The organism is Vibrio sp. SCSIO 43153 (assembly GCF_023716625.1).
Lineage (GTDB): Bacteria > Pseudomonadota > Gammaproteobacteria > Enterobacterales > Vibrionaceae > Vibrio > Vibrio rotiferianus.
Genome location: NZ_CP071855.1, coordinates 770,606 through 794,050, shown reverse-complemented (window position 1 = coordinate 794,050; position 23,445 = coordinate 770,606). Strand labels below are relative to the sequence as shown.

The 23,445-nt window shown below is 43.7% G+C and carries 23 protein-coding genes and 1 tRNA gene; 6 read left to right on the top strand and 18 right to left on the bottom strand.

Annotated features, from left to right (window positions below; all coding sequences use genetic code 11):
- Window positions 1-340: 340 nt before the first annotated feature.
- From flgL to J4N37_RS03665, 13 genes are all read right to left on the bottom strand, one after another.
- Window positions 341-1,531 (bottom strand): flagellar hook-associated protein FlgL, encoded by a 1,191-nt coding sequence (flgL, locus tag J4N37_RS03725; RefSeq protein ID WP_010446722.1) that lies wholly within the window; start codon window positions 1,529-1,531, stop codon window positions 341-343.
- A gap of 13 nt (window positions 1,532-1,544) precedes the next feature.
- Complete coding sequence (gene flgK, locus J4N37_RS03720; protein WP_071235550.1) at window positions 1,545-3,461, bottom strand: flagellar hook-associated protein FlgK; 1,917 nt, start codon at window positions 3,459-3,461, stop codon at window positions 1,545-1,547.
- Window positions 3,462-3,628: 167 nt separating this feature from the next.
- On the bottom strand, window positions 3,629-4,555 hold the full coding sequence (gene flgJ / locus J4N37_RS03715) for a flagellar assembly peptidoglycan hydrolase FlgJ (RefSeq protein WP_252041686.1): 927 nt from the start codon (window positions 4,553-4,555) through the stop codon (window positions 3,629-3,631).
- An 18-nt stretch (window positions 4,556-4,573) separates the two neighbouring features.
- On the bottom strand, window positions 4,574-5,665 hold the full coding sequence (locus tag J4N37_RS03710) for a flagellar basal body P-ring protein FlgI (protein ID WP_010446716.1): 1,092 nt from the start codon (window positions 5,663-5,665) through the stop codon (window positions 4,574-4,576).
- A gap of 45 nt (window positions 5,666-5,710) precedes the next feature.
- Window positions 5,711-6,490 (bottom strand): flagellar basal body L-ring protein FlgH, encoded by a 780-nt coding sequence (gene flgH / locus J4N37_RS03705; RefSeq protein ID WP_171359203.1) that lies wholly within the window; start codon window positions 6,488-6,490, stop codon window positions 5,711-5,713.
- 27 nt (window positions 6,491-6,517) lie between these two features.
- Entirely contained in the window at window positions 6,518-7,306 is a 789-nt protein-coding gene (gene flgG / locus J4N37_RS03700; protein WP_005382032.1) for a flagellar basal-body rod protein FlgG, read from the bottom strand.
- An 18-nt stretch (window positions 7,307-7,324) separates the two neighbouring features.
- Window positions 7,325-8,074 (bottom strand): flagellar basal body rod protein FlgF, encoded by a 750-nt coding sequence (locus tag J4N37_RS03695; RefSeq protein WP_010446701.1) that lies wholly within the window; start codon window positions 8,072-8,074, stop codon window positions 7,325-7,327.
- A 299-nt stretch (window positions 8,075-8,373) separates the two neighbouring features.
- Window positions 8,374-9,687 carry a flagellar hook protein FlgE gene (gene flgE, locus J4N37_RS03690; protein ID WP_010446697.1) on the bottom strand — a complete coding sequence of 438 codons (1,314 nt, stop codon included), beginning with the start codon at window positions 9,685-9,687 and terminating at the stop codon, window positions 8,374-8,376.
- Between the two features lie 31 nt (window positions 9,688-9,718).
- On the bottom strand, window positions 9,719-10,426 hold the full coding sequence (gene flgD, locus J4N37_RS03685; RefSeq protein ID WP_010446696.1) for a flagellar hook assembly protein FlgD: 708 nt from the start codon (window positions 10,424-10,426) through the stop codon (window positions 9,719-9,721).
- A gap of 17 nt (window positions 10,427-10,443) precedes the next feature.
- Window positions 10,444-10,857 carry a flagellar basal body rod protein FlgC gene (flgC, locus tag J4N37_RS03680; RefSeq protein WP_038886574.1) on the bottom strand — a complete coding sequence of 138 codons (414 nt, stop codon included), beginning with the start codon at window positions 10,855-10,857 and terminating at the stop codon, window positions 10,444-10,446.
- A 5-nt stretch (window positions 10,858-10,862) separates the two neighbouring features.
- On the bottom strand, window positions 10,863-11,258 hold the full coding sequence (flgB, locus tag J4N37_RS03675; RefSeq protein WP_010446694.1) for a flagellar basal body rod protein FlgB: 396 nt from the start codon (window positions 11,256-11,258) through the stop codon (window positions 10,863-10,865).
- A gap of 319 nt (window positions 11,259-11,577) precedes the next feature.
- Window positions 11,578-12,405: a protein-glutamate O-methyltransferase gene (locus J4N37_RS03670; RefSeq protein ID WP_010446693.1), complete on the bottom strand. Its 828-nt coding sequence runs from the start codon at window positions 12,403-12,405 to the stop codon at window positions 11,578-11,580.
- Between the two features lie 11 nt (window positions 12,406-12,416).
- Window positions 12,417-13,343 carry a chemotaxis protein CheV gene (locus tag J4N37_RS03665; protein ID WP_010446692.1) on the bottom strand — a complete coding sequence of 309 codons (927 nt, stop codon included), beginning with the start codon at window positions 13,341-13,343 and terminating at the stop codon, window positions 12,417-12,419.
- Window positions 13,344-13,418: 75 nt separating this feature from the next.
- Between J4N37_RS03665 and flgA the strand changes: the two genes are divergently transcribed.
- The 3 genes from flgA (at window position 13,419) to J4N37_RS03650 (ending at window position 15,060) form a co-directional block, all read left to right on the top strand.
- A complete protein-coding gene (gene flgA, locus J4N37_RS03660) occupies window positions 13,419-14,165 on the top strand; it encodes a flagellar basal body P-ring formation chaperone FlgA (protein ID WP_038886578.1) in 747 nt (248 codons plus the stop codon).
- A gap of 126 nt (window positions 14,166-14,291) precedes the next feature.
- Window positions 14,292-14,606 carry a flagellar biosynthesis anti-sigma factor FlgM gene (flgM, locus tag J4N37_RS03655; protein ID WP_010446690.1) on the top strand — a complete coding sequence of 105 codons (315 nt, stop codon included), beginning with the start codon at window positions 14,292-14,294 and terminating at the stop codon, window positions 14,604-14,606.
- Window positions 14,607-14,634: 28 nt separating this feature from the next.
- Window positions 14,635-15,060, top strand: a complete 426-nt coding sequence (locus tag J4N37_RS03650) for a flagella synthesis protein FlgN (RefSeq protein WP_010446689.1) — start codon at window positions 14,635-14,637, stop codon at window positions 15,058-15,060.
- A gap of 122 nt (window positions 15,061-15,182) precedes the next feature.
- Here the strand turns inward: J4N37_RS03650 and flgP are convergent, their stop codons facing one another.
- Window positions 15,183-15,614 (bottom strand): flagellar assembly lipoprotein FlgP, encoded by a 432-nt coding sequence (gene flgP, locus J4N37_RS03645; RefSeq protein WP_010446688.1) that lies wholly within the window; start codon window positions 15,612-15,614, stop codon window positions 15,183-15,185.
- A gap of 9 nt (window positions 15,615-15,623) precedes the next feature.
- On the bottom strand, window positions 15,624-16,262 hold the full coding sequence (locus tag J4N37_RS03640; protein WP_038886580.1) for a FlgO family outer membrane protein: 639 nt from the start codon (window positions 16,260-16,262) through the stop codon (window positions 15,624-15,626).
- Between the two features lie 171 nt (window positions 16,263-16,433).
- On the opposite strand from J4N37_RS03640, the gene J4N37_RS03635 reads away from it, so the two are divergent.
- The 3 genes from J4N37_RS03635 to J4N37_RS03625 all read left to right on the top strand — a co-directional run bounded on the left by J4N37_RS03635 (window position 16,434) and on the right by J4N37_RS03625 (window position 18,644).
- Window positions 16,434-17,567: a flagellar assembly protein FlgT gene (locus tag J4N37_RS03635; RefSeq protein WP_252041685.1), complete on the top strand. Its 1,134-nt coding sequence runs from the start codon at window positions 16,434-16,436 to the stop codon at window positions 17,565-17,567.
- 68 nt (window positions 17,568-17,635) lie between these two features.
- Window positions 17,636-17,712: transfer RNA gene (locus J4N37_RS03630), tRNA-Arg, on the top strand.
- A 425-nt stretch (window positions 17,713-18,137) separates the two neighbouring features.
- Window positions 18,138-18,644: a hypothetical protein gene (locus J4N37_RS03625; RefSeq protein WP_045385347.1), complete on the top strand. Its 507-nt coding sequence runs from the start codon at window positions 18,138-18,140 to the stop codon at window positions 18,642-18,644.
- Window positions 18,645-18,757: 113 nt separating this feature from the next.
- Here the strand turns inward: J4N37_RS03625 and J4N37_RS03620 are convergent, their stop codons facing one another.
- The 3 genes from J4N37_RS03620 to J4N37_RS03610 all read right to left on the bottom strand — a co-directional run bounded on the left by J4N37_RS03620 (window position 18,758) and on the right by J4N37_RS03610 (window position 23,302).
- A complete protein-coding gene (locus J4N37_RS03620) occupies window positions 18,758-19,717 on the bottom strand; it encodes an OmpA family protein (RefSeq protein ID WP_171359201.1) in 960 nt (319 codons plus the stop codon).
- Window positions 19,718-20,321: 604 nt separating this feature from the next.
- The gene (gene gltX / locus J4N37_RS03615) at window positions 20,322-21,749 is read right to left on the bottom strand and encodes a glutamate--tRNA ligase (RefSeq protein WP_138956021.1); all 1,428 of its coding nucleotides are present in this window, start codon (window positions 21,747-21,749) and stop codon (window positions 20,322-20,324) included.
- A 161-nt stretch (window positions 21,750-21,910) separates the two neighbouring features.
- Window positions 21,911-23,302 (bottom strand): OprD family outer membrane porin, encoded by a 1,392-nt coding sequence (locus tag J4N37_RS03610; RefSeq protein ID WP_045385340.1) that lies wholly within the window; start codon window positions 23,300-23,302, stop codon window positions 21,911-21,913.
- Window positions 23,303-23,445 lie beyond the last annotated feature (143 nt).

Below are 23,445 nucleotides of genomic sequence, written 5' to 3'. Positions count from 1 at the left end.
ACTGACCGTAAAAATTACTTGCTAAAGCTGCCTACTAGGCAAGGTTTAGAATCCGTAAATCTATTCTGACCACATAGATACAATATACATGCCAACTTTAATAAAAAATAATCAAAATCAGCAAAAGCCTTTATCAGCATAGGGTTACAATAAAGCCAGCCCCATTAATTCCGCCAAAAAATACGTTGAGTGGCATTGCCCATCCCAACAAATACATCATTCCTGATGAACCTCCCCCAAACTTTGCCGCTTTGGGAAATAACATGCCGCTTATTTATCTCTCGCACTTAAGGCATTGCACATAAGGCATAGAGAGAAGCGCCGCTGCACGCATCGATATTTAGATGTAGTTAAATAACGTTAAGTCTTTCGTCTTACCAAAAGCTTGCTGCGATGCTTGCAGTGCTCTTGTGTTTTCCGAAAATTCAATAACAGCCTTGGAATAATCTAAGTCTTCAAAATTACTCTTTGATTTGGCCAGAGAGAGATTGAAGTCTTCATGATTCTGCTCTTGAATATCTAGCGTACTCAGTCGAGCACCAACATCGGTTCTTGCTTTGTTTAAATGAATAAACGCCGCCTGAAACTCTTCTGTCATCTGATGAAGCTGTGCTGTTGCCGAGGCATCGGAAACTGATTCATCAGACCATTTAGCGGTATCTCTGAATGTATCGAAGATACTAAAAGTCTTGCGCGGCTCAATCGTAATGCTGTCTCCGGCAGTGACTTGCCCTTTCAGTTGGATGCTCACCCCTTCATATTTAATGCCATCAATTGGTGAGTAGTCATCAACTTGCACAACACTTCCGTTCTTTTCCAATTGATAACCAAATTTACCATTGCTCATATCAACAAAAGTGAGTTTGAAATTGGATTCATCTCTTGAGCGAGTTGTTGCGCTGCTTAGTAAAAGCTCAGATCCTTCCTGCAACTCGTATTTAGGCTCAAAGTCACCAAACGGGTTAGGAATATCCATGAATAGCTTACTACCAGGATCACTCGTTGCCATTTCTATGTTCGACGAAATGCGCATTTTCCTTTGATAGTCATCACCGGTATATGTGACCGTGCCATCAAAGTCTCGGAAAAAAGGTTGGTTTTTCGGCTTGGTGCCAGCAAAAACGTAGTTGCCTGCTTCATCTTGGGAGTTAACTAAAGCGAGGAAGTTATTGGAGACTTCTTCCAACTCTCGCTTTTTTGCCTCACGATCTTCTGGCGACATCGCACCGTTGATCATTTCCATACTTAAGCGCTTAGCATCGTCGGCAAACTGCTCGGAGTTAGCGATAGTAACCTCATGATGCTCGAGTCTATTACGCACTAAAACAATGGCATCCAAATACTGTTTTAGTTGCTCTTCTTGCTGACCAATACTTTGGATGTAGTGAGTCGCTAGTGGGTCATCACTCGGTTTAGTTAACTTCTTACCGGATGCTAATTGTTCTTGATTATGATGAACTTTGTTTTCTTGACGACGAAGATCATTCTGCACTGATTGATAGTTATGGAAGCTAGAAATTCGAGTTAACATTTATTCTCTCCTCCTATCGCAACTGAAGAATGGTATTAAACGTATCGTTTGCCGCCTGCATAATGCGTGAGGAGGCCATATACGCTTGTTGAAACTTCATCATATTCGCAGCTTCTTCATCCAGATTTACACCGGAAATAGACGCTAATCGCTCTTGAGCAGATTCGTTTTCTAGACGAGCAACATCAGACAAGCGACTTGCTGTAGAGGCTTTAAGTCCAACGTTGGTATTCAAATTTTGATAGATATTCAAAATGGTCGCTTCTTTGCCATCCATTTTTTTATCTGTTTGAATATGAAGCATTTTCCTCAAGTTACCGTTATCACCCTCTGAAGGAACGAGGTTTGCCGTAAATTTATCATTCGCTATAGCGCCAGACGACAGCTCAAATACTGTTGCCGAGCCATTTTTATAGAGCGGATGTTCTGGCGGTAATGTTACTGATACCGGACCTGATGGTGGATACGCCTGAGGTGGCATCACAACATTGCCGCTGGTATCTGTTACAGCAAATTGGTCTCCCATCGGAGAAACAACGACCTCAAATTCACGCAGGTCACCAGCATCGACAATTTCGAATGTGGCTTTGCCTTGTGCAAAGGTCGTGGACGCTTCATAACTTTGAGCCGCAATTGCCTTTGGATCGTTAGTTTCCATCTGAATCTGCGCAGCACTGCTTCTGGTTGGGCGAATTAACACTTGCTCACCCACTTTAGGCTCATTACGAACTTCGACGCGCATGCCATCAAGATAAAACGCTTTACCTGACGAATCTGTATCAACTTTCACTGTTTCGCCGTTAGGCTTGGTGATGCTATAGCTATTGCCGTCGTAACGTAATGCGTACTCACCACCTTTTAATTGGCTCAAATCATTGATATAAACCGCCATATCAGCTGTCGATTGAGCGGATGTGACCACTCTCGACTTTGCGAGCAATTCTGAGTTTACATCAGTAAAAATCAGCTCACCAACGTTGCCATATAGATCTAACCCTTGGCTCTGTAACTGGTTTACTTCATGAGAAAATGCGGTAGCTAGACGACCAAGCTCGTCCATTATGTATGGGATTTGCTCATCTCTCATACTTAGCATGGCGCCTATTTTTCCATCTATGTCATCTGATTTAATTGGTTTTATTCCGCCACCTTCAACCATAGCCAGTCGACGCTGGTGAACATCAGGGTAACCATCAATCATTTTGAGTTGACTCGCTTCCGTACCAGATACCAATGTATGGCCATTACCGATATGGACATTAAAGCCTTCAGCATTCTTGCGCGGAGTCACTGTCACCTTGGTATAGTCAGATAACTCTTTGATTAACTTTTCATGTTGGTCCATCAAATCGTTATGAGGACCAGGCGAGCGCATCATCAATCGATGTACATCACGAATCTCAACAGCAAGCTGGTTAACACGCTCAATACCCATGTCGAGTTTACGGTTGGTCACGTCAGACTGTTGTCGAACTGTCTCATGAAAACCATTTAAGGTTTCACTCAACAGTTTTGCTTTCTCAAGTACCACTTTACGTGCACCAATATCATTTGGTGTATCCGCTAAAGTTTTTACCGCGTCAAACCATTCGTTAAGGTTCTCTGGAATTTTCTTTGAGGCAACAGATGAGAGCATGCTAGAAAGCAAATCGAGGTCTGCTTCTTTATCTAGCTTATTCGCGTAGTTCGTTGTGGACAGGTTCAACTCTTTAACGGCAAATTCATCCCATGAGCGGCGAACATTTTCCACATGCACGCCCATGCCATAAGTCGAACCACCAAATTGTCTAGGATCATTGGTACCTTGGATGACAGACTGACGGCTATATCCCTCGGTATTAACATTCGAGATGTTATGACCTGTGGTATTTAGCTGTCTCTGAGCGGTAAGTACACTTTGAGTACCTACATTCAGCAGATCTGACGCCATAAATGCCCCCAACAAACAAAATAAAATCGGTATTGACCAATCACCTAATTAGAAGATTAGCAAAAGGCGTGCCAGCATAGACAAAACGGCAAACAGAAAGAAAAAGAAAGGCTTGCACCATGGCAAGCCTTATCAAAGAGGAGGAGTGCATTCAAAATCGTTATAAATTACATACTTTCGATTTTTTGCTTCACCTGCAGCACTTTGTCTGCGTAATTTGGGTCGGTCGCGTAACCAGCACTGTGAATACCGCGAATAAATGATTCTGAATTGCCTTGATGCTGAAGTGCTGTCTCATAGCGAGGGTTGTCGTTTAAAAAACGGACGTAGTCATTAAAGCTGTCTTGGTAGCTTGAGTAAGAGCGAAAAGCGGCGGTCTCTTTTACTGGGGTGTTATCATGAAACTCCAGAGTTTGGGTAGTAACTTTATCCCCTTGCCAACTTCTGTCTGCTTTTATATTGAATAAGTTATTACTACTACCACGAGCATTTTTAACCATCTTTTGCCCCCAGCCAGTTTCTAGCGCTGCCTGTGCAATTAGTAGAGATGGCTCAACACCCAAAGCTTTTGCTGCGCGATCAGCGTATGGCTTCATTGAATTAACAAAAGACTCCGGTGTATCAAAGCGTGCGGATTCTGAACTTGGACGCGATAACTGACCGGATTCTATTAGACGCTGCTCTATTTCACGTGCTTTCTTCGGATCGACGCGACGATATTCAACAGCATTGTTGGCCGCATCGCGCATTGCCGTTTCAGTTTTGTCGTCACCTTGACCAACCGTTAATTGCTTAACAATCATATCAGCGAGTCCCATCGAGCCTGACGCACTTAAATTGCTCACCATCTGCTCATCCAGCATTTGACGGTAGAACTTTTCGTTTTGGCTATTCATGAAGTTAGACTCAAAGCCTTCATTGGCTTCACGCATCGACTTCAACATCATTGAGGTGAAAATAGATTCAAACTGACGAGCTGCCGCGCGCAACGCTTCTTGCTCACCATCTTTGCCCTCTTTCACGGCCTTTTGGCGCAAAGTATCAAGTGAGCTAATGTCATGAATAAAGCCAATATCGTTAGGATTGTTCACCATGGTTTTCCCCCTAATCGATTAGATGATGATCAGCTGGCCTTCAATAGCACCAGCTTGTTTCAATGCTTGTAGAATCGCCATCAAGTCAGAAGGCGCAGCGCCGACCTCATTCACGGCTCTAACAAGATCATCCAATGTAAGTCCAGGCTCGAACTTAAACATTTTTCCCTGTTCTTCAGTGACTTCGATATCTGAATCAGGCACAACCACGGTTTGTCCTCCAGAAAAACCATTTGGCTGACTTACATTTAAGTTCTCTTTAATTGCAACGGTCATTCCACCATGAGTCACTGCCGCTGGTTTAAGTCGAACATGCTTACCAACAACAATGGTACCTGTTCGAGAATTGACAATGATTTTTGCTGCTCCATCTGCCGGATCAAACTCAAGGTTTTCAATCGCAGAGAGGAATGCCACTCGCTGGCTAATATCACGTGGCGCGCGAACTTTTACTGACGTAGCATCAACCGCGTTTGCCATTTGAGGGCCTAAAAAGTTGTTCACTGCGTCAGCCATGCGCTGCGCTGTAGTAAAATCAGAATCCAATAAGTTGAAGGTAATAAAGTCACCTCGACCAAAAGGTGTCGGGACTTCACGCTCAACCATTGCTCCGCTAGAAATAAGTCCTACTGTTGGGTTATTACCCACTAACTTGGAACCATCCGCGCCTTGAGCACTAAAACCGCTCACGACTAGGTTACCTTGCGCTACGGCATAAACTTGCCCGTCAAGGCCTTTAAGAAAGGTCTGTAGCAACGTGCCACCACGAAGGCTTTTCGCACTACCGATAGAAGAGACCGTCACATCAACTTGTTGGCCAGGTTTCGAAAATGGAGGCAGTTCAGCTGTCACCATTACGGCAGCAACGTTCTTGATTTTTGGCTTAGTACCCGGTGGTAATTGAATACCAAAGTTCTGCAACATTGCATTAAAGCTTTGTTCTGTAAAAGGGTTAGACTCACCTGTACCAGGTAACCCCGAAACCAAACCATAACCGACCAACTGGTTACTACGTACCCCAGCAACTTGTGCAACATCTTTAATTCGTGCAGCTTGTGTCGATGCCGAAAATAGAGCGACACTCATCAACAGTAGTACGATTCTTTTCATGATTACCTTTCTTATGCAGTCAAATTGCCGTCAATTTTGCATTTGTTACAACGATACATTAAAGAATCGTGCCAAAAATCCAGGCTCTTGCATATCTTGCTGGATTCCTGTGCCAGAGTATTGAATTCGCGCATTCGAAACGCGATTAGATGCGATTGTATTGTCGAAGCTGATGTCATCCGGACGGATTGTGCCGCTTAGACGAATATACTCATCGCCAGTATTCAAAGTCATCCACTTTTCGCCTCGGATAACCAAATTACCGTTAGCTAAAACTTCAATCACCTCAACAGTAATGTAGCCACTGATGCTATTACTTTGCTTAGAAGAAGCATCACCAGCAAATGTATTACTATTACTTAAATCATAAGAAAAGTTGTATTTGCCACCGACTTGCAGCTCTTGACCGCCCACTGATAGAGGATCCATCGTCGCATCGTTAGACTTAGACAAATCTGCGTTTGCACTTTTCGTTGCACTGGTTGTCTCGTCTAAGGTGACTGTAATAATATCGCCGACACCACGAGGCTTAGAGTCATCGTACAAGTCGGAAATGTGGTCTGCGCTAAACAGCGACCCTGTTGCTGCTGCATAATGCTCTGGCTTTTGTTTAGGGTGAATCGGTGCCCAGGCAGGATCACCCGCTATAGGATCAGTCCTACCTCTTAGCGTATCAACCAGACCATTACTTTCATCTTGAGATTTATCACCTTCAACCGCATCAACTACCGTTGTCGCTTGCGATACTTCATCCGTTTCAATTGGCTCTAACATTGAACAACCAGACATGGTTAAAATCAGTGTAAGGAGAGAGATACGTTTCATCTGAAGGCCCTCAATTCGAATTAGTCGTTATAGTTGCTGGTTGACAAAGCTCATCATCTTATCGACAGATGAGATAACTTTAGAGTTCATTTCATAAACTCGCTGCGCTTCGATCATGTTGACCAACTCTTCAGTCACGTTCACGTTAGAAGCCTCTAGCATGGATTGACGAATTTCACCTAAGCCATCTAGACCCGGAACCCCCTCTTGAGGATCACCACTTGCTCCCGTTGGTAGGTAAAGGTTTTGGCCAATTGGTTCTAGACCACCTGGGTTAACAAAGTCTGTAATAGTTAACTGGCCAACGACCTGGTTATCTTGCTGACCACGAACACGTACAGATACCTCGCCATCAGTACCAACAGTAATAGAGATCGCATCTTCTGGGATAACAATTTCTGGCTCAACAGGGTAGCCAGAACCCGACGTCACTAATGTACCTTCACCGTTCAAGGTGAACTGGCCATTTCGCGTGTAACCAATATTGCCGTCAGGCAGAGTCACTTGGAAAAAGCCATCACCCTCGACCATCATATCTAGCGCGTTGGTAGTTGTTTGCGCATTGCCATGAGTGTGAACTTTTTGAGTAGCAACCACTTTAGAACCAGCACCCAGCATCAAGCCGCTTGGTAATTCTGTGTTTTGTGAGGACTGACCGCCTGGTTGATTAATATTCTGGTAAAACAAATCTTCAAATACGGCACGACTTTTTTTGTAGCCAACCGTTGAGGCGTTTGCCAAGTTGTTGGAAATGGTTGCAATATTGGTCTGCTGGGCGTCTAGACCTGTTTTACTTACCCATAGTGCTGGATGCATAGTAAACCTCTAACTCAATTAACTCATACGAAGCAGTGAATCGGACGACTTGTCCATCTCTTCAGCTGTGCTCATCATCTTGACCTGCATTTCAAATTGACGCTGTAAATCAATCAAAGCGGTCATCTCACCTACGGCATTGACGTTACTACCTTCAATCGCACCTGTTTGGATGCTTACTGATGCGTCTGCTTCGTAAGGTTGGTTTGGAGTTTTATGGCGAAATAAGCCATTGATATCTTTAAAAAGTCCTTGATCGTCAGTACGAACTAACTTAATACGATCAACCACTTCTAATTCTTCAGCCGGAGCACCTTGTGGAAGTACAGAGATGGTGCCATCACGACCAATTTCTATTTTGGATAATGGTATAGGGAGTGTAATTGGCGCATCATTTTCACCAAGTACAACATGGCCCGAGCTATTGGTTAGCAAGCCGTTTTGATCAACTTTCAGGTTACCATTGCGCGTAAGACCTTCTTTGCCCATCGGATCGAGAACTGATATCCACCCTTGGCCTTCAACCGTAATATCTAGGTCGCGCCCGGTAGTAATCACACTGCCCTGAGCAAAGTTATGCCCCGGCCGTTCTGTCATACTAAAAACACGTGAAGCGTGGCCTTCACCATAGGCTTGCATTGAACGAGCTTGTGCTAAATCAGCACGAAAGCCTGTTGTGCTCACGTTAGCTAAGTTATTAGCACGCAATTGCAGGGCTTGCATATTCTGCTTAGCGCCACTCATTGCGAGAAACAGTGCGCGATCCATAAATTACTCCAAAAGTCTCTGTACTAAGGAGTAAAAGCAATAGTTATGCCAACATTAAAATAATGTTATTAATCAAAAACTTGAATATAAAATGAGAATTTCAGATGGCAATTCGGGATGAATCAACCAAGAGAGAGGCAATACTTTGATCCGCCTAGCGGCAACAGCGGCAAACGAGAGATCAAAGCATGCTCAACCAGAATCGAGGTTTATTCTGGTTGAGCATCAGATGAATGTCATGATGTCATCAAACGAAGCGGCAAACGCACGTAACGTCTGATTAAACAAAGTATCCTGCTCTAGCGAATCTGCAGGATATTTTGTTGTAGCTGGTTATGCACTTCTAGCGCACGCGAGTTGGCTTGGAAGTTACGCTGAGCAGAAATCAGGTCCACAAGCTCTTGAGTCATATCGATATTTGATTGCTCAAGCATACCATTATCGATAGTTCCGAAGGAGCCCTTGTTTGACTCACCCCAGATCTTGTCACCAGAGAACTGTGTTGAATCCCATTGAGTACCGCCTTTCTTATCCAAACCTTGCTCGTTAGGTACACGTACAAGTGCAACACGGCCTAAAGTGACATTTTCACCGTTAGAATAAGTACCTAGCACACTACCGTTTTCATCAAAATCGATCTTTGTTAGGAAACCCGTTGTTGCGCCATCTTCATCAAACTTGGTTAGTTCAAATGGTGCGGCAAATTGGGTCGCTGAGTCCAAACCAAAGTTCAGAGTCTGAGCAGGATCAGCGCCGTTAAGATCGACAGGTGAACCGTTAGTCGCAGGGTCCCCAAGTCCAACAGAGATTATTGGCTGGCCATTATTTAAACTTGCCAAAGTACCGTCATTGTTAAACCGCATAGTATGGCCAACGTGACCACCAGGAGTTGTCGCATCACCATTTGCAACACTTAACGGTTTCTCACCCGTTTTATCTGTCACGGTATAGTAGGTTTGCCATGTATTAGGCTGAGTCTGATCTTTCAAGTAATACGTAGTCAACTTGTAAGATTGGCCCATGGAATCGTAAATTGTCGATGACGTTGAACGGTTATATGTATCTGGGTCTGAGAAATCAAACTGAGTTGGATCTTTAAGATCACCATTTGCTGGCAAGTTTACCCCAACCTCAATATTTGCGGTCTGCTTCGGTTTACCGAATTCAGCCGGAATATTGATTGGTTGTGGTTCATAAGATGAAACTTCACCTGACTCAGGATTTACTTGGTAACCAAGCAAAAACTCATCATTCGCCGTAACCATGTAGTTGTCTTTGTTTAAATGAAATGCACCATTTCGTGTCATCTCATTTTGTTGCGGAATCAAGCGATCTTTCGCTACCGAAAAAAAGCCAGTACCTGATACACGCAAGTCCATTGGATTATTAGTATAAATACTTGAGCCTTCGTGGAATTGCTGAGCTACTTGGTTTGCTTGAGCACCACCACCAGGTGTGGTTTTAGCATTGGTAAATAGCGAATTAGAATATACATCACTAAACTCTGCACGAGACTCTTTAAAGCCGTAAGTGTTCGCGTTAGCAATGTTATTACTGGTAGTGTTTAAGTCCAGCTGAGCTGAAGACAAACCACTTAAAGATACATATGACATTTCAAAATCTCCTAATCTGGCTAACGCTCAATTACGCCTTGCCTACCTCTAGTACTTCAGCAAGTCGAACTGGCGATTCAAAGCCAGCCAGGTTGAGCAGTACGTTACCATCACCCTTACCAAGCAATACACTGTTTACATTCGCGTATGTTGACACAGGAAATTCTTGTGACTCTCCCTCAATCAAGCCAGACGCTTTTACATTGTATTTGCCAGCAGGCAACGGGTTACCGTTTTCATCATTTCCGTCCCAAACCACACGTGTATCTCCAGCAGGCTTCGCACCAACCTCAAAGGTACGAACCAGTTGGCCAGCTTGATTCTCAACACGGACAAATAGATTATCCAGAGCTTGAGGAAGCTTAACCATTGCTGCCATTGCAGCATCATCTGTTTTTACACCAGCGGCACCAGGCACCAATACATCACGCCCAACTAATGAAGAAGCTTGTAACGCTTGGTTAGAAGTCATTGACGAGTTCAAGCTCTCAAACTGAGAGTTCATCTTGCCGATACCATCTACGGTCGCAAATGAAGCCATTTGCGCAATCATCTGGTCGTTGCTAACCGGCTTAAAAGGGTCCTGCTGAGAAAGCTGCTTAGTCAACAGGGATAAGAAATCTTCTTGTTTAAGATCCTGCTTACCTGTTGTTTCGTCAGGCTTTTTGTTCTCTTGTAAACTCTTAAGCTGATCAACATAGGACAAGCCGCTTTGACCAACGTTATTAAATCCGGCCATACGCTACCCCCTTATCCCTATTGACCCATCTGCAGCGTACGCAGCAGCATTTGTTTGCCTGAATCAGCTACTTGCACGTTCGTTTGGTACGCACGAGAAGCAGAGATCATATTTGCCATTTCTTCCATCACATTAACGTTTGGCTTATAGATATAGCCTTCGTCATTTGCAAGTGGGTGATCAGGGTTATACTCCGCATTGAGAGGTTTATCGCTTTCAACAATACCCAAAACTTGAACAGGTACAGTATCACCGCCTCGCAACGCGTGACTTAACTCGGCACCAAAGACAGCGTGACGGGCTTTGTAAGTATCTTTTGCTGAGCTACTTACACTGTCCGCATTGGCTAAGTTACTTGAAGTTGTATTTAGACGAACAGACTCAGCGCTCATTGCAGAACCTGTTACATTGAAAACGTTAAATAAGCTCATCTAAATTATTCCCCTTTGATTGCCTTGGTTAAGTTCTTAAATTTACTACCTAAAAATTCGAGTGATGCTTGATGTCGAATTTGGTTTTGCATAAACAAGTTACGCTCTAGATCCAAATCAACCGTGTTGCCATCGCCCGTATCTGGCTGAGTAGGTAAACGATATAACTTGTCCCCGACCAACGTAGTAGTGGCAGGAATGTGCCGACCATCTGTGCGGCTAAGACCAATGCTTGCCCCAGAAGTTGCCGCCTGCAATTCCTTAGCAAAGTCTAGACCTCTTGATTTATACCCAGGCGTGTTAGCTTGCGCGATATTGGTGGAAATCACCTCAGCGTTGCGCTCACGTACGCCCACCGTGTATTGGTGGATGCCTAGTGCATTGTCAAAAGATATAGCCATGTTTGCCTCTACATTAAGAACTGACCGTTATTGATAACTTAAAAGCAATTAGCGTGCCAAAAGCATAACATGCTGTTTTGCCACTTTGGTTATCGACGTAATGGATTGCAATAAACAAGCCAAAATGAATGATGAAATGTCATATCAAGTCAGTTAATCAATCTAACTCACTAAAAATATACACCCTATATTCATGCACAGGCAAAAGAACCCTATGCATAAGATCAAAACGCGGGAAAGAATGGAAAGAAGAAGATGAAACACTAGAAAAAGAAAAGCCTGACAAAAAGTCAGGCTTAATAAGTATTAAAGCAGTCCGCTATTTTAGTTTGTAAATGATGCCTGGATTACAACGCACCATTTCAAATCGATCCGTTAAACCGGTTAACGACTCTGACGCGCCAAGCAGCAAGTAACCACCAGGGTTCAAGCTATTGGCCATTTGGTTCAGAACCTTAGACTTCATCTCTGGAGAGAAGTAGATTAGTACGTTGCGACAAAAAATAATGTCAAACTTACCAAGTAAGGCATAGCTATCCATTAAGTTCTGCGGTCGGAAGTTGACTAATCGCTTAACGTTATCTTTAACCTTCATACGACCATCGCCAGCATCTTCAAAGAAGTTGCGACGACGCTCCGGTGAGAGTCCTCGTCCCAAAGCCAAGTTGTCGTATACGCCTGTGCGGCACATATCAAGCATGCTCGCTGAGATATCGGTTGCTGTAATAGAAACACTAGGCAACAAACCGGGTTTGCGTTGCTGAGTTTCCAATACCGTCATAGCCATCGAATATGGCTCTTGACCTGATGAACTTGCTGCCGACCAGATTTTTATTGGGCGTTTGTTCGCCGCCACTTCAGGCAATAATTTGTCAGCTAAAACCGTGAACGGGTAAGTATCTCTGAACCACAATGTCTCATTGGTTGTCATGGCATCTACAGCAGCCACACGTAACTCACGATTACGTCCAGTCACTACATCACGAAGCAGATCAGAAAGTGACGCTAGCTTGAACTTTGTCACCAAAGGGCTCAAACGACTACGCACTAGATACTGCTTACTATCACCTAACACAATACCGCATTGTGATTCTAGAAAACGGCTAAAGTCACGATACTCTTGATCACTGATTGTAATAGCAGTCATTAATGTCTCTTTTACTTAGTTAAAGCAGATTTAACCGCGTTACCTAATTCGTCCGGGTTAAATTTCGCAATGAAAGAGTTTGCGCCAACACGCTCAACCATCGCTTGGTTGAATACTCCACTTAGTGAAGAGTGGAGAATTACATAAAGATCTTTAAGATCAGCATTGCGACGAATTTCCGCAGTCAGCGTATAGCCATCCATCTCAGGCATTTCAATATCAGAAATAACCAAAGATATTTGATCGTAAATACTGCCCTGCTGAGCCATCTCAATCAACTTATTATACGCTTCTTTACCGTCTTTGACTGATACGACTTCAAATCCAATTGAAGTAATTGCACGTTCAACCTGCTTACGTGCCACTGTAGAATCATCAGCAATCAGGATTCGACGTACAATTGCTTTCTCTTGCTCTGCTTGAGCAATCTCTTCACCGATAGTGCTATCCATTGTTTCATCAACAGGCGCGATCTCAGCAAGAATCTTCTCAACATCAAGAATCTCAACCAACTCATTATCGATATTGGTCACAGCTGTTAGATAATTTGCTTTGCCCGCACCATCAGGTGGCGGCAAAATCGCTTCCCAGTGCATATTGATGATTCGTTCAACTGAAGTCACCAAAAACGCCTGAATCGTGCGGTTAAACTCTGCAATAACAACAAAGCATTTTTCAATATCAGTGGTTGGGCGACCGCCGATAGCCAAGCTCAAATCAATAACCGACACTGTATGGCCACGGATATGAGCGACACCTTTAACCAGCGGGTGTAGGTTTGGCATAGAAGTCAACTTAGGGCATTGTAGTACTTCTTTTACTTTAAATACGTTGATGCCGTAACGCTGTCGTCCCATTAGCCGAAAGGTCAATAGCTCCAATCGGTTTTGGCCGACGAGTTGCGTACGTTGATTCACCGAATCAAGAATCCCCGTCATATGCTCATCTCCATCTCAAACTTTTTGGTTTTAAATGATACTCTACATCTGGCAGCACGATACCAAAAAAACAGTATGGCGTATTTTAATACTAGTTGGATACCAATTTCTATGAATATATGTAGAGTGTTCTATACAAATCTCGCTAAGTCTATCGGCATTTTACTCATTATGTTTAGTTTTTTTGCGCATTCAGCGACAGAAAATCAGATCGAGCAGATAAAAGTAGCGGCAGAGAACCATATTCTAACAACGGTTCCCCACCCAGAGGGAGGGAATTTAAGTGTTAATGCGGCAAATATTGATCAACGTATCAAAGCAACAGACTGCCCCGAGCCGCTCGCGACCTCTGCCTCTTCGACAAGTAGCACAAGAAGCAATATCAACGTTCTTGTTGAGTGCCCTACCGATGATTGGAAAGTGTACGTTCCAGTTCGACTGTCAGTTTCAATCCCGATGGTCGTCTCTGCTCGGCCTTTAGCTCGGGGGGAAATGATCTCCTTATCGGACGTTAGGATCACAATGATCGAACTTCAGAGATTTAGGAAAGAAGGCTTTTCTGAACCTAGCCAAGTTGTTGGAGCCAAACTAAAACGTAACGTTCGCTTAGGAGATGTGGTAGAACGTAACGATATTTGTGTGGTATGCCGAAACGAAAAAGTAACCATTAGAGCAGTAAAGTCAGGAATGACGATCACCACTCAAGGTACTTCACTGCAAGATGGTGGAACCGGAGATCAAGTGAGAGTGAAAAACGATAAGTCTCAGCGTATAATTGAGGGAATAGTAACTAATGCAGCAGAAATAACGGTTACATTTTAAACCGAAATCTGCCACTATTCGTTAGCAACAAACCGTGCAAATATAGCGCAAAAAAAAGCTAAAGTTTTACACGCTCCGGTCGATAGTGTGGATACCAATACTACGACATGACTAAAAGGTTGATATATGGCAGGTATAGACAACATACGTTCTGGACAAATAATGACGACAACAAGTCGTACTCCAGCACGTAGCGATTCTAGTACCACCACAAGTACAGAATCGAAAAAATCCACTGTGGCTCAAGACGCAGTATCACTTAGCAAGCAAGGCAAAGCTGTAAGCCAAATGCATCAAGACCTCGCAGCTTCGCCAGCGTACGATAGCGCTAAAGTTGCTGCGATCAAAGATGCGATTGCTAATGGTTCATACAAAGTTGATCCTGAGAAATTAGCTGACAACATGATCAAGTTTGAAAATGAGCTAAAAGCCGAAGGTTAACTGGCTTAGTTTGTAAGGTAACTCCAGTATGGCAGCACTCGTCGATTTGGTTAATTTCCAACTTGAGAACGCGAAAGCTTTATCTCAAGTACTTCAGCAAGAAACACGTGCAATTGCTTCTCGTGTATCTGCTGATATCGAAAAAGTTGCCAAAGAAAAAATGACCCTCATTGATCAACTTCGTACAACCGATCAGCGTATTGCCTCTCACCCGCATGTCAATCAACTTACCGAAGATGAACAGCTAAGCCAAACGGTCAAACAAATACAGTCGATAGTCTTAGACTGCCAGCAAGTGAACCACGTAAATGGAGAGTCTCTTAACCGAGCACAATCTAGCTACAACAAACTCAACAACATGCTCCAACGTACCCACGGTAAAGTAGGTATGACTTACAATGCTGGGGGTAAGACTCACACTATCTCCACGCTAGGCACCAATATCAAAGCCTAAACCACCCAAATTCTTACCTAACCAATGGCTACAACAACTCAGAATGTCGCCTATAAAAAAGCGACCGATTGTTGCCAATCAGCCGCCCGCTAAGATTATCTGATAAACAAAGCTTGTTTCAATTAAAACAAGGTCTGCTGACGCTTCTCAGGAACTTGTTGTACTTCTCCATAGTCACGTAGCTTATCCATCTTACGGATATCAAGGCGAAGCTCTGTTACGTAACTATCTTCAACAAGGTAACTACGCACTACTTCGGCACCACGAATAACGCCATCAACCGCACCTGAGGTACTCTCGACACCCAATCTTTGATCTTCTAGCTCAGCACGACCACTCACGCGCATGCCGTAAACCTGCTCTGCAAGCTCGCGATACGCATCAATTTTGGAGGCACGCATCGCACGAACACGTTTCTCTTCAATAGTACGCCCTGTTTGCTCACTAACACTTGCATAACCGACCGCTACCAAAATTTCATCTTGGCGCATTTGCTGTAAAGGCTGGCAACCCACCAGCACCAATGTCGCGATAATAAATAATAACTTGTTCATTTCGGTTTCCTACGGGCGGAGAATCACAGTGTAAGGCTGACGAATAGTTGGGTCAGAACGAATCAGAACGCCATCTTGGGTACGAATGCTGTTTAACGTATCTAAATCACGACCAATACGGTCGGCCGGTAAAAAGCCTTGAGCTGTTGCCACAACAACACGGCTTTGCATCCCCACAACACGCGCATTAACTAATACACCACCTTCTTGGCGTAGCATGGTACCAGTAAGCACATACTGAACTTGTTGTTCTTGCGCAAGCTCTTGCCAATCTCGACTCAGTGCAAAATCGCCTTGCTGCGTCACTTGAATCGATCCCGTCGTTTTGAAGTCGACCACTTTAAAACCACGACGTTGAAACTGGTGAATAAAGCCTTCTGATACCGAATTACCTAACCAATTAGTTGCATCCAAATTTTGTAGATCGACGAAGGATGTAATGGCAATTGGCGTCCGTGATGAAACCGCCACATTTGATACCATTAAATCTTCAGTCATGCTTTCGATAAAAAAGTCCATCGTATGGCGAGGGCTATCCATTAACATGAATTGGCTACCAGAATATGGTTCTTTACCATTATATATGGGTGCATATGCACACGATGTTAACAACGTCATCATCGATATTGCAATAAGCCATTTCTTCATGGTTTCGTTCTCCAGATAATCTTGGGTGTCACTGTTCTCTGTCACTTCATTTAGAAAGAAATGTAATACTGGAACAGTCTTTGCTTTCTTCTGTTTGCTGAACTAAAGAAAAACCACCAATACGTTACTGAAATTGTTAATGCAATATTTATACCTGAACGGTCAAACACAATGAAAAAAATAGTTTTAAGCCTAATATCAACCGCTTTTGTCTTGATCATGCCATTTCGAGCTATCGCGTCTTGGTATGAAGTTACAGGCGTTGCCACGATCGTTTCTTCTGAAGAAGCGGCTAGATTACACGCGTTGGAAGATGCTCTGTTTAAAGCCGTCAACTTCTCAGGTGCAGATATTGGTAGCATCAGTAACTTAATGCCTTTATTAGAAGAGAGCCGCAGAGAATATCAGTTCACAAACCATGAAGTACGCTACATATTGGTGGAATCAGAGCGTAAACGTGGTGGCAAGATGGAGCTAAAGATCCGCGTTGATATCTATCCATCGGCAACGGGTTGCCACGTTGATCAATACAAGAAGACGGTCCTCGTAGGTAATATTGATGTTGCTTCCCCACAACAAGCTGTCATGGGACAAATCTACCGTGTTGGTGATGATTTCAGCCATGTAGTTGATCGACAACTCGAGCAAACATCGCGCAGCTTTGTCTCGGTGGGGACAACTGACTATGCTATCGATAAGAATTACCCAGAGCGCGTAAAAATGATCGCTCAAGATACTGGTTCGCAGTACATCATCGGTGGTGTTATTACCGATTTGACCGCCACTGTTGAATCAAAGTTACTAAAGGACGATATCATCAATCGTCAGTTTGCTTTGGAGATGCAAGTCTACGATGGTAAAACGGGACATGAAGTTTATAACAAGAATTATCGCGAAGTAGCAAAATGGCCATTCGCGAAAACAAGCCAGGTTGATACACGAAGTGCACGCTTCTGGGCATCAACTTATGGTGAAATGATGCTACGCGTTAGCCGCAACATTATGTTGGATTTAGAATCAGAGCTGTCTTGCAAAATCACGCTTCCAGAGGTGGTTGCCGTATTTGGTAATACAGTGACAATGGATCTTGGTCGCATACATGGCGTACAAAAGGGTGACAAGCTGCAATTGTGGCACACGGCATCTTTCATTGACCAAAATGGGTTACCGCGCAATAAAGTATCTCAGAGCGAAATTACCCTTACCGTCTCTCGGGTATACGAACATGAAGCAGATCTGACAATTGACCAAGCAAACCTTGCTTCGAGCATACAAATTGGCGACGTCATGAACAAACTGTTGTAGATTCACGTGTAAGTCATTGCTATATGCTTTCTTTTGAATATCATAGGTAACGCATCATATTTAATTACGCCCCCATGGCACAGCTGGATAGCGCAGTCCCCTCCTAAGGGACAGGTCGTAGGTTCGAATCCTACTGGGGGCGCCATCCACGCTCTGGCTGTATGGCAGGAAACCAAGGCAATATACTCAAGTGATTTCAAGATGCAAGGTCCAGAGCATTGTCACGATTCCCTGTTTACCGAAAGTAAGCAAACAGCGTGCTTCGGTGACACGCTCCATAAGGGTGAGTTGCCTTGGCTCGCATGCTTCGTTAACAATTTTCGATGTAGAACCGCCAGATCTTCAAATCGTTGCCTCGCCTTCAAACCAAGTCATTATCGCTGAACTAAGCACCTCGAGGTTACTTGAGCACAAAACACCCATTCATATCTAATGTTCGCCCTTTTTGCTCTTAGGACCTAAACTTATCGGAGAGAAATGTCATCTCTTTGCAGTTTTGTGTTTTATTACTTTAATTATCCATAAGTTTTGCTTACTCTTTAGGTATTAACAAAAATATTATTTAGCAATATGTCTAAGAGCAATTTAATTACAAATACTGGACACCGCTTTATTTCAAAAGGCAAAACCGCCTTCAAAATTCATATCCATACCCCAGATGATACGGTGTTACATCGCTCTGTTGGGTTTATTCGCATTGGTGAAAAGAAAGGACTCAAAAAGGCAATTAAACTACGTAATGAGCTTGGGCGTGAAATGTGGGGCAAGTTTTGGCGCCGCCTGCTAAAGGATCCCTACCTAATGACAAGGCTGCCGCATAGTGTCGAACCGAAGATTGTTCACAAACCTAATCCTACTCTAGAGGATCCTGACAACCGAGACACATGTTATATTGCTAAATGGCGAGAGTTCAATGATTCCGGCGAATACAAGTATAAAACGGTGGTTCGTTCGATTAATAAATACGGGAAACTCGCCGCTTATATGCAAACCAAAAAAGCACTGCTCGATGCACACAAGGACAACCTCGAGATCCTAACGTTTATGGGCCGACTTAACAGCATTGACCTAAAGTAACCCTTACTTTCTCTGCGACTTGAGTATCTCATTCATATTAAAAAGCCCCAAAGAGCAAACTCTTTGGGGCTTATTATATTTGGCTTTCTAACAGCTAAACGTTAGATTCGCGCTTATTGTTGAACTTGGTATTCAAACTCAGGAACAACGATTTCTACGCGACGGTTTTGCTCGCGACCTTCACGAGTCTCGTTTGAAGCGATCGGGTTGTTTTCACCTTCGCCACGAGCGTGGATGCGTGATGCATCAATGCCTTTTTCAGCTAGAGCGTTTGCCACAGACTCAGCACGCTTCTCAGAAACTTTTTGGTTGTATGCAGCAGGGCCAGAAGTGTCTGTGTAACCAATTACATCAACGTTTGCTTGTGGGTACTCGTTTAGGAATGCTACTAGGTTATCTAGTTTAGCAGCGCTCTCTGGTTTAAGCGTTGTGCTGTTTAGCGCAAAGCTACCAGTACCGATTGTTTGAGTTTCAAACGTTTTAGTTACAACAACGGGTGTAACAACTTCTTCTACCACTACTTCTTCAACGATTGGCTCTTCTTCAACAACAACTTCATCGTTGCCGCCAAACTTGAATGCAACGCCTAGTGTTGCTGAGTTGCCCATTGCTTTTACTGAATCGTTGTTGATGTCAGTGATTGTTTGGTATTCCGCACGTGCTGTTACGTTTTGACTAATGTTAAACTCAACACCAGCCGCACCTAGGTAAGAGTAGTCGTCTTTACCATCGTTCATCATTAGGTAAGCACCACCCACTTTACCGTAAAGAGCGATGTCTTCAGTGATTGGTAGGCTTAATTTTGGCGCAAGAGTGATTGCTTCTACATGACCACCGAAAGACGTTTGGTCAAAATCACCTAGATTGTCAAAACCAGCTTCTACTGAGAAGTAGTCATTCATTTCGTAACCAACGAAAGCACCTAGAGTAGAGCCATCTTTATCGCAAGCTTGACCAGCTACACAAGCGTCGTCCATCCAAGACTTACCCATCTTACCGCCCACGTATACTTCTGCGTGCGCTGCTGAAGCCATAAGTAAAGAAGCTGAAATTACCGCTGCTAGTTTTTTCATTATTGATTCCTCTAAAAGAAGTTCTTTTGTTCGTTAACGAAATGCACTGTCTTTGAGACGTTGTATTTCTATTCTTTTTTCAGTTCCTTTGAGCTTGATACCGAAATAACTTCCATCTCAGTGGTTAAAAGTCACTTGGGTATACCTCCTGTCCAATGATGCATATCAATACTTCACTGACGGCGAGCACTATAACTCCAAGAAATCCGAAGACAAAACCCCAAACTGTCAATTTAATGTCATCGAAACACTCCAATTTATGTGATCCAGAGCACAGCAAAGCCCGCCACCACAAGAGGGCAAACGATTGCGCGAATGTTTGAGATAGAATATCTAAAGCAAATTAATTTCTCATTTATGAGATAAAATATGAGGAACTTTAGGAATTAACGCTATATTTCAGAGAGATATTTTGAATAAAACAAGCCAAGTAATATTTACATCAGCTATATTTTGATAAGTAAAACTAATTAAATATTGAGCGATTTAACGAATCATACAGCAGCACTTTGGCCAATCATCAGACGGAATATTGATTTAAAACGCCCAACAAACAAAAAAGCCGCGGAAATCTCCGCGGCTCATTAACAGTTTTTTCGCGTAATTATGCGTTTGCTTCACGCTCAGCGATGAACTCAAGAGCCATCTTGATACGAGCAACACAACGCTCTTTACCAATCAGTTCCATTACAGCGTCTACAGAAGGAGACTGACCGCCACCTGTAACTGCTACACGTAATGGCATACCGATTTTACCCATGCCAATTTCTAGCTCTTCACATACTGCTGCGATAACGCCATCTTTGATGTTCGCTGTCGTCCACTCAGTCAGTGCTTCTGCTTTTGCTAGCGCAAGCTCTAGAGGCTCTTTTGCAACGCCGCGTAGGTGTTTCTTCGCAGCGCCCGCTTCAAACTCAGCGAAGTCTTCGTAGAAGTAACGGATTTGCTCCGCTAGCTCAACAAGCGTGTTGCAACGCTCACCCACTAGCTTGATCACTTCAGTGATTGCTGGGCCGTTCGCTACGTCAAGTTTTTGCTGATCTAGGTGCCATTGTAGGTGCTCTGCAACGTACGCTGGATCGGAGTTCTTGATGTAGTGGTTGTTCAACCATTGCAGTTTGTCAGTGTTGAATGCAGACGCTGACTTAGATACCGCATTTAGGCTGAATAGGTTGATCATCTCTTCTTGTGTGAAGATCTCTTGATCACCATGAGACCAACCAAGACGCACTAGGTAGTTGTTTAGCGCTGCTGGTAGGTAACCCATATCGCGGTACTGCATTACAGATACTGCGCCGTGACGCTTAGACAGTTTCGCACCGTCATCACCCAAAATCATTGCACAGTGTGCGAATGTTGGTACTGGTGCACCTAGCGCTTCGTAGATGTTGATCTGACGAGGCGTGTTGTTGATGTGGTCTTCACCGCGCACTACGTGAGTAATGCCCATATCCCAATCATCAACCACTACACAGAAGTTGTATGTTGGAGAACCGTCAGTACGACGAATGATCAGATCATCCATTTGGTCGTTACGGATTTCGATACGGCCACGGATTTGGTCATCAAATACTACGCTGCCTTCTTTCGGGTTACGGAAACGGATAACGCATGGTTCGCCATCTTTTGCTGCTTCGTTTGCTGCTTTGATTTTTGGATGGTTTGCATCGTAACGAGGCATTTCTTTGTTTGCTTCTTGCTCAGCACGAACTTCGTCTAGCAGCTCTTTAGATGCGTAACATTTGTATGCTTTGTCCTCTGCAAGAAGCTTATCAACCATCTCGTTGTAACGGTCAAAACGTTGAGTTTGGAAGTAAGGACCTTCATTCCACTCAAGACCTAGCCACTCCATGCCTTCAAGAATTGCATCTACGGCTTCTTGAGAGTTACGCTCAAGGTCAGTGTCTTCGATACGTAGAACAAATTCACCACCTTGGTTTTTTGCGTATAACCAAGAGTAAAGTGCAGTGCGTGCACCACCTACGTGAAGGTAGCCTGTTGGGCTTGGAGCAAAACGTGTTTTAACCGTCATTGTTTATTACCTTAATATTAAGACATTCGCTGACTAACTCAGCGCAACCTAAATTTTTGCGCGTTATTCTATCACTCCAAACTCGACAACTACAATTTATTCCCCGAAAACAATTAAAGCCCCTACATTGAGGGGCTTGTTCTTTTATGTAAGCTCAAAAATTATTTGATGCTCATTGGAATCACTAGAGTGACTTTCAAGTCGTTTTCGTCTTGGAAACCGTTTGAGTATCCTGTCCAGTTTGGTGCGTCTGAATCATTAACATAGCGTGTGTAGTACATTCCTAGGTGGGCACCTTTCAAAGGACCACCTTGAATAGCGTAGTTAGCAAATACACTGCCTGAGTACTCGATTAGCTCATCGTATCCTTCAGCTTCTGCACCAAACGCGTATACACCGTTGATACCAGCACTGAAACCTGGAGCGCCTAGATCTGAGAAATCACGACTCATTTGGCCAAAGAAGCCAATTTCACCATCATGGTTAAAGTCAGAACGGTTATTCCACCAGATATCATATGCACCATTCGAACCGCCGTATTTCTCAGTTAAACGGTAAGCAAAGTTGCCTACGTTGCCACGAGTATCCGTTGAATCGGCTGACGTGTATGTACCTTCTAAACGGAAGCTGTATGCGCCTACCGATTTAGAGGATAGGAATGCAGCTTGGAATGCCGTGCTATCGTACTGATCTTCATCATCCATAATGTAGACTTGAGGAGATAAGTACCAACCGTTTTCCGTGGTGTGCTTGTACTTAATGTGGGCATTCTTACGAGGACCATCAGTCAAACCCGCATAAGCGATATCTAGAGACGAGTTTGGTGTTAGGTTGTAGCGAGCACCGAAAGAGTATGCATCGCCTGCATCTTTATTTTGTCCATCACGGAACTCGTAGCTCTTCTTAAACCAAGGAGCACGGTATTCAACGGCATAGACAAAACCAAGAGCTAGATCATCAAAGTTTGCGCCGATCTCACCACCAGTATACGTACCAGCCGCAAAAGACCAGTTAACTCCCATTGCTGTAGGAACACTTGGTTGGAAGTAACCCGCTTTCGCTGTCACAGAGTCGCCAAACTTGAACTTTAATGCCGCCGTTTGGAATGCTGCGCCGTTGTCAGTACAGTCAGAATCCCACGCGCCACTACAACCAGAAGAAGCCGTTGGGTTCATATCGTAAGGGTTATCCACCCCCCAAAAGTTCATTTCATGGTCTGGTGAAGCGTTATTCCACATATCAAACGTCGAATACACATTAAGGTCCAAACCAACAGTATCACTAATATAACCAGAGCTAAAACCGAGTGAAAGGTACATAGAACCATGATCTAAGTTTGGCTTCTTGGACGTTTGATCTCCGTTAGAGTCTACATCTGCTCGAGTACGGTCGCGCATCCAAAAATTCAACGCACCAGTAACGGTAGACTCTTCAAAAAAGGCTGATGCTGCTGACGCATACTCAGGACCAACAGGATCGGCGGCCACCGCAACCCCACCAAACATGAAACTGGCTACTGCACTCGCAACCAAGCTTTTCTTTAGGTAAGACATTTTTAACCCCTATATTTTATTTGTTTTTCCATTTTCAAATTCATTAACTAGGACAGGTATGGAATCTGAAACAACTTGTGGACGGAGCAAATATGGCAAACTTTTTTTTCTTCAAAAAATGAAAGGCAAGGCAATCTGAGCCA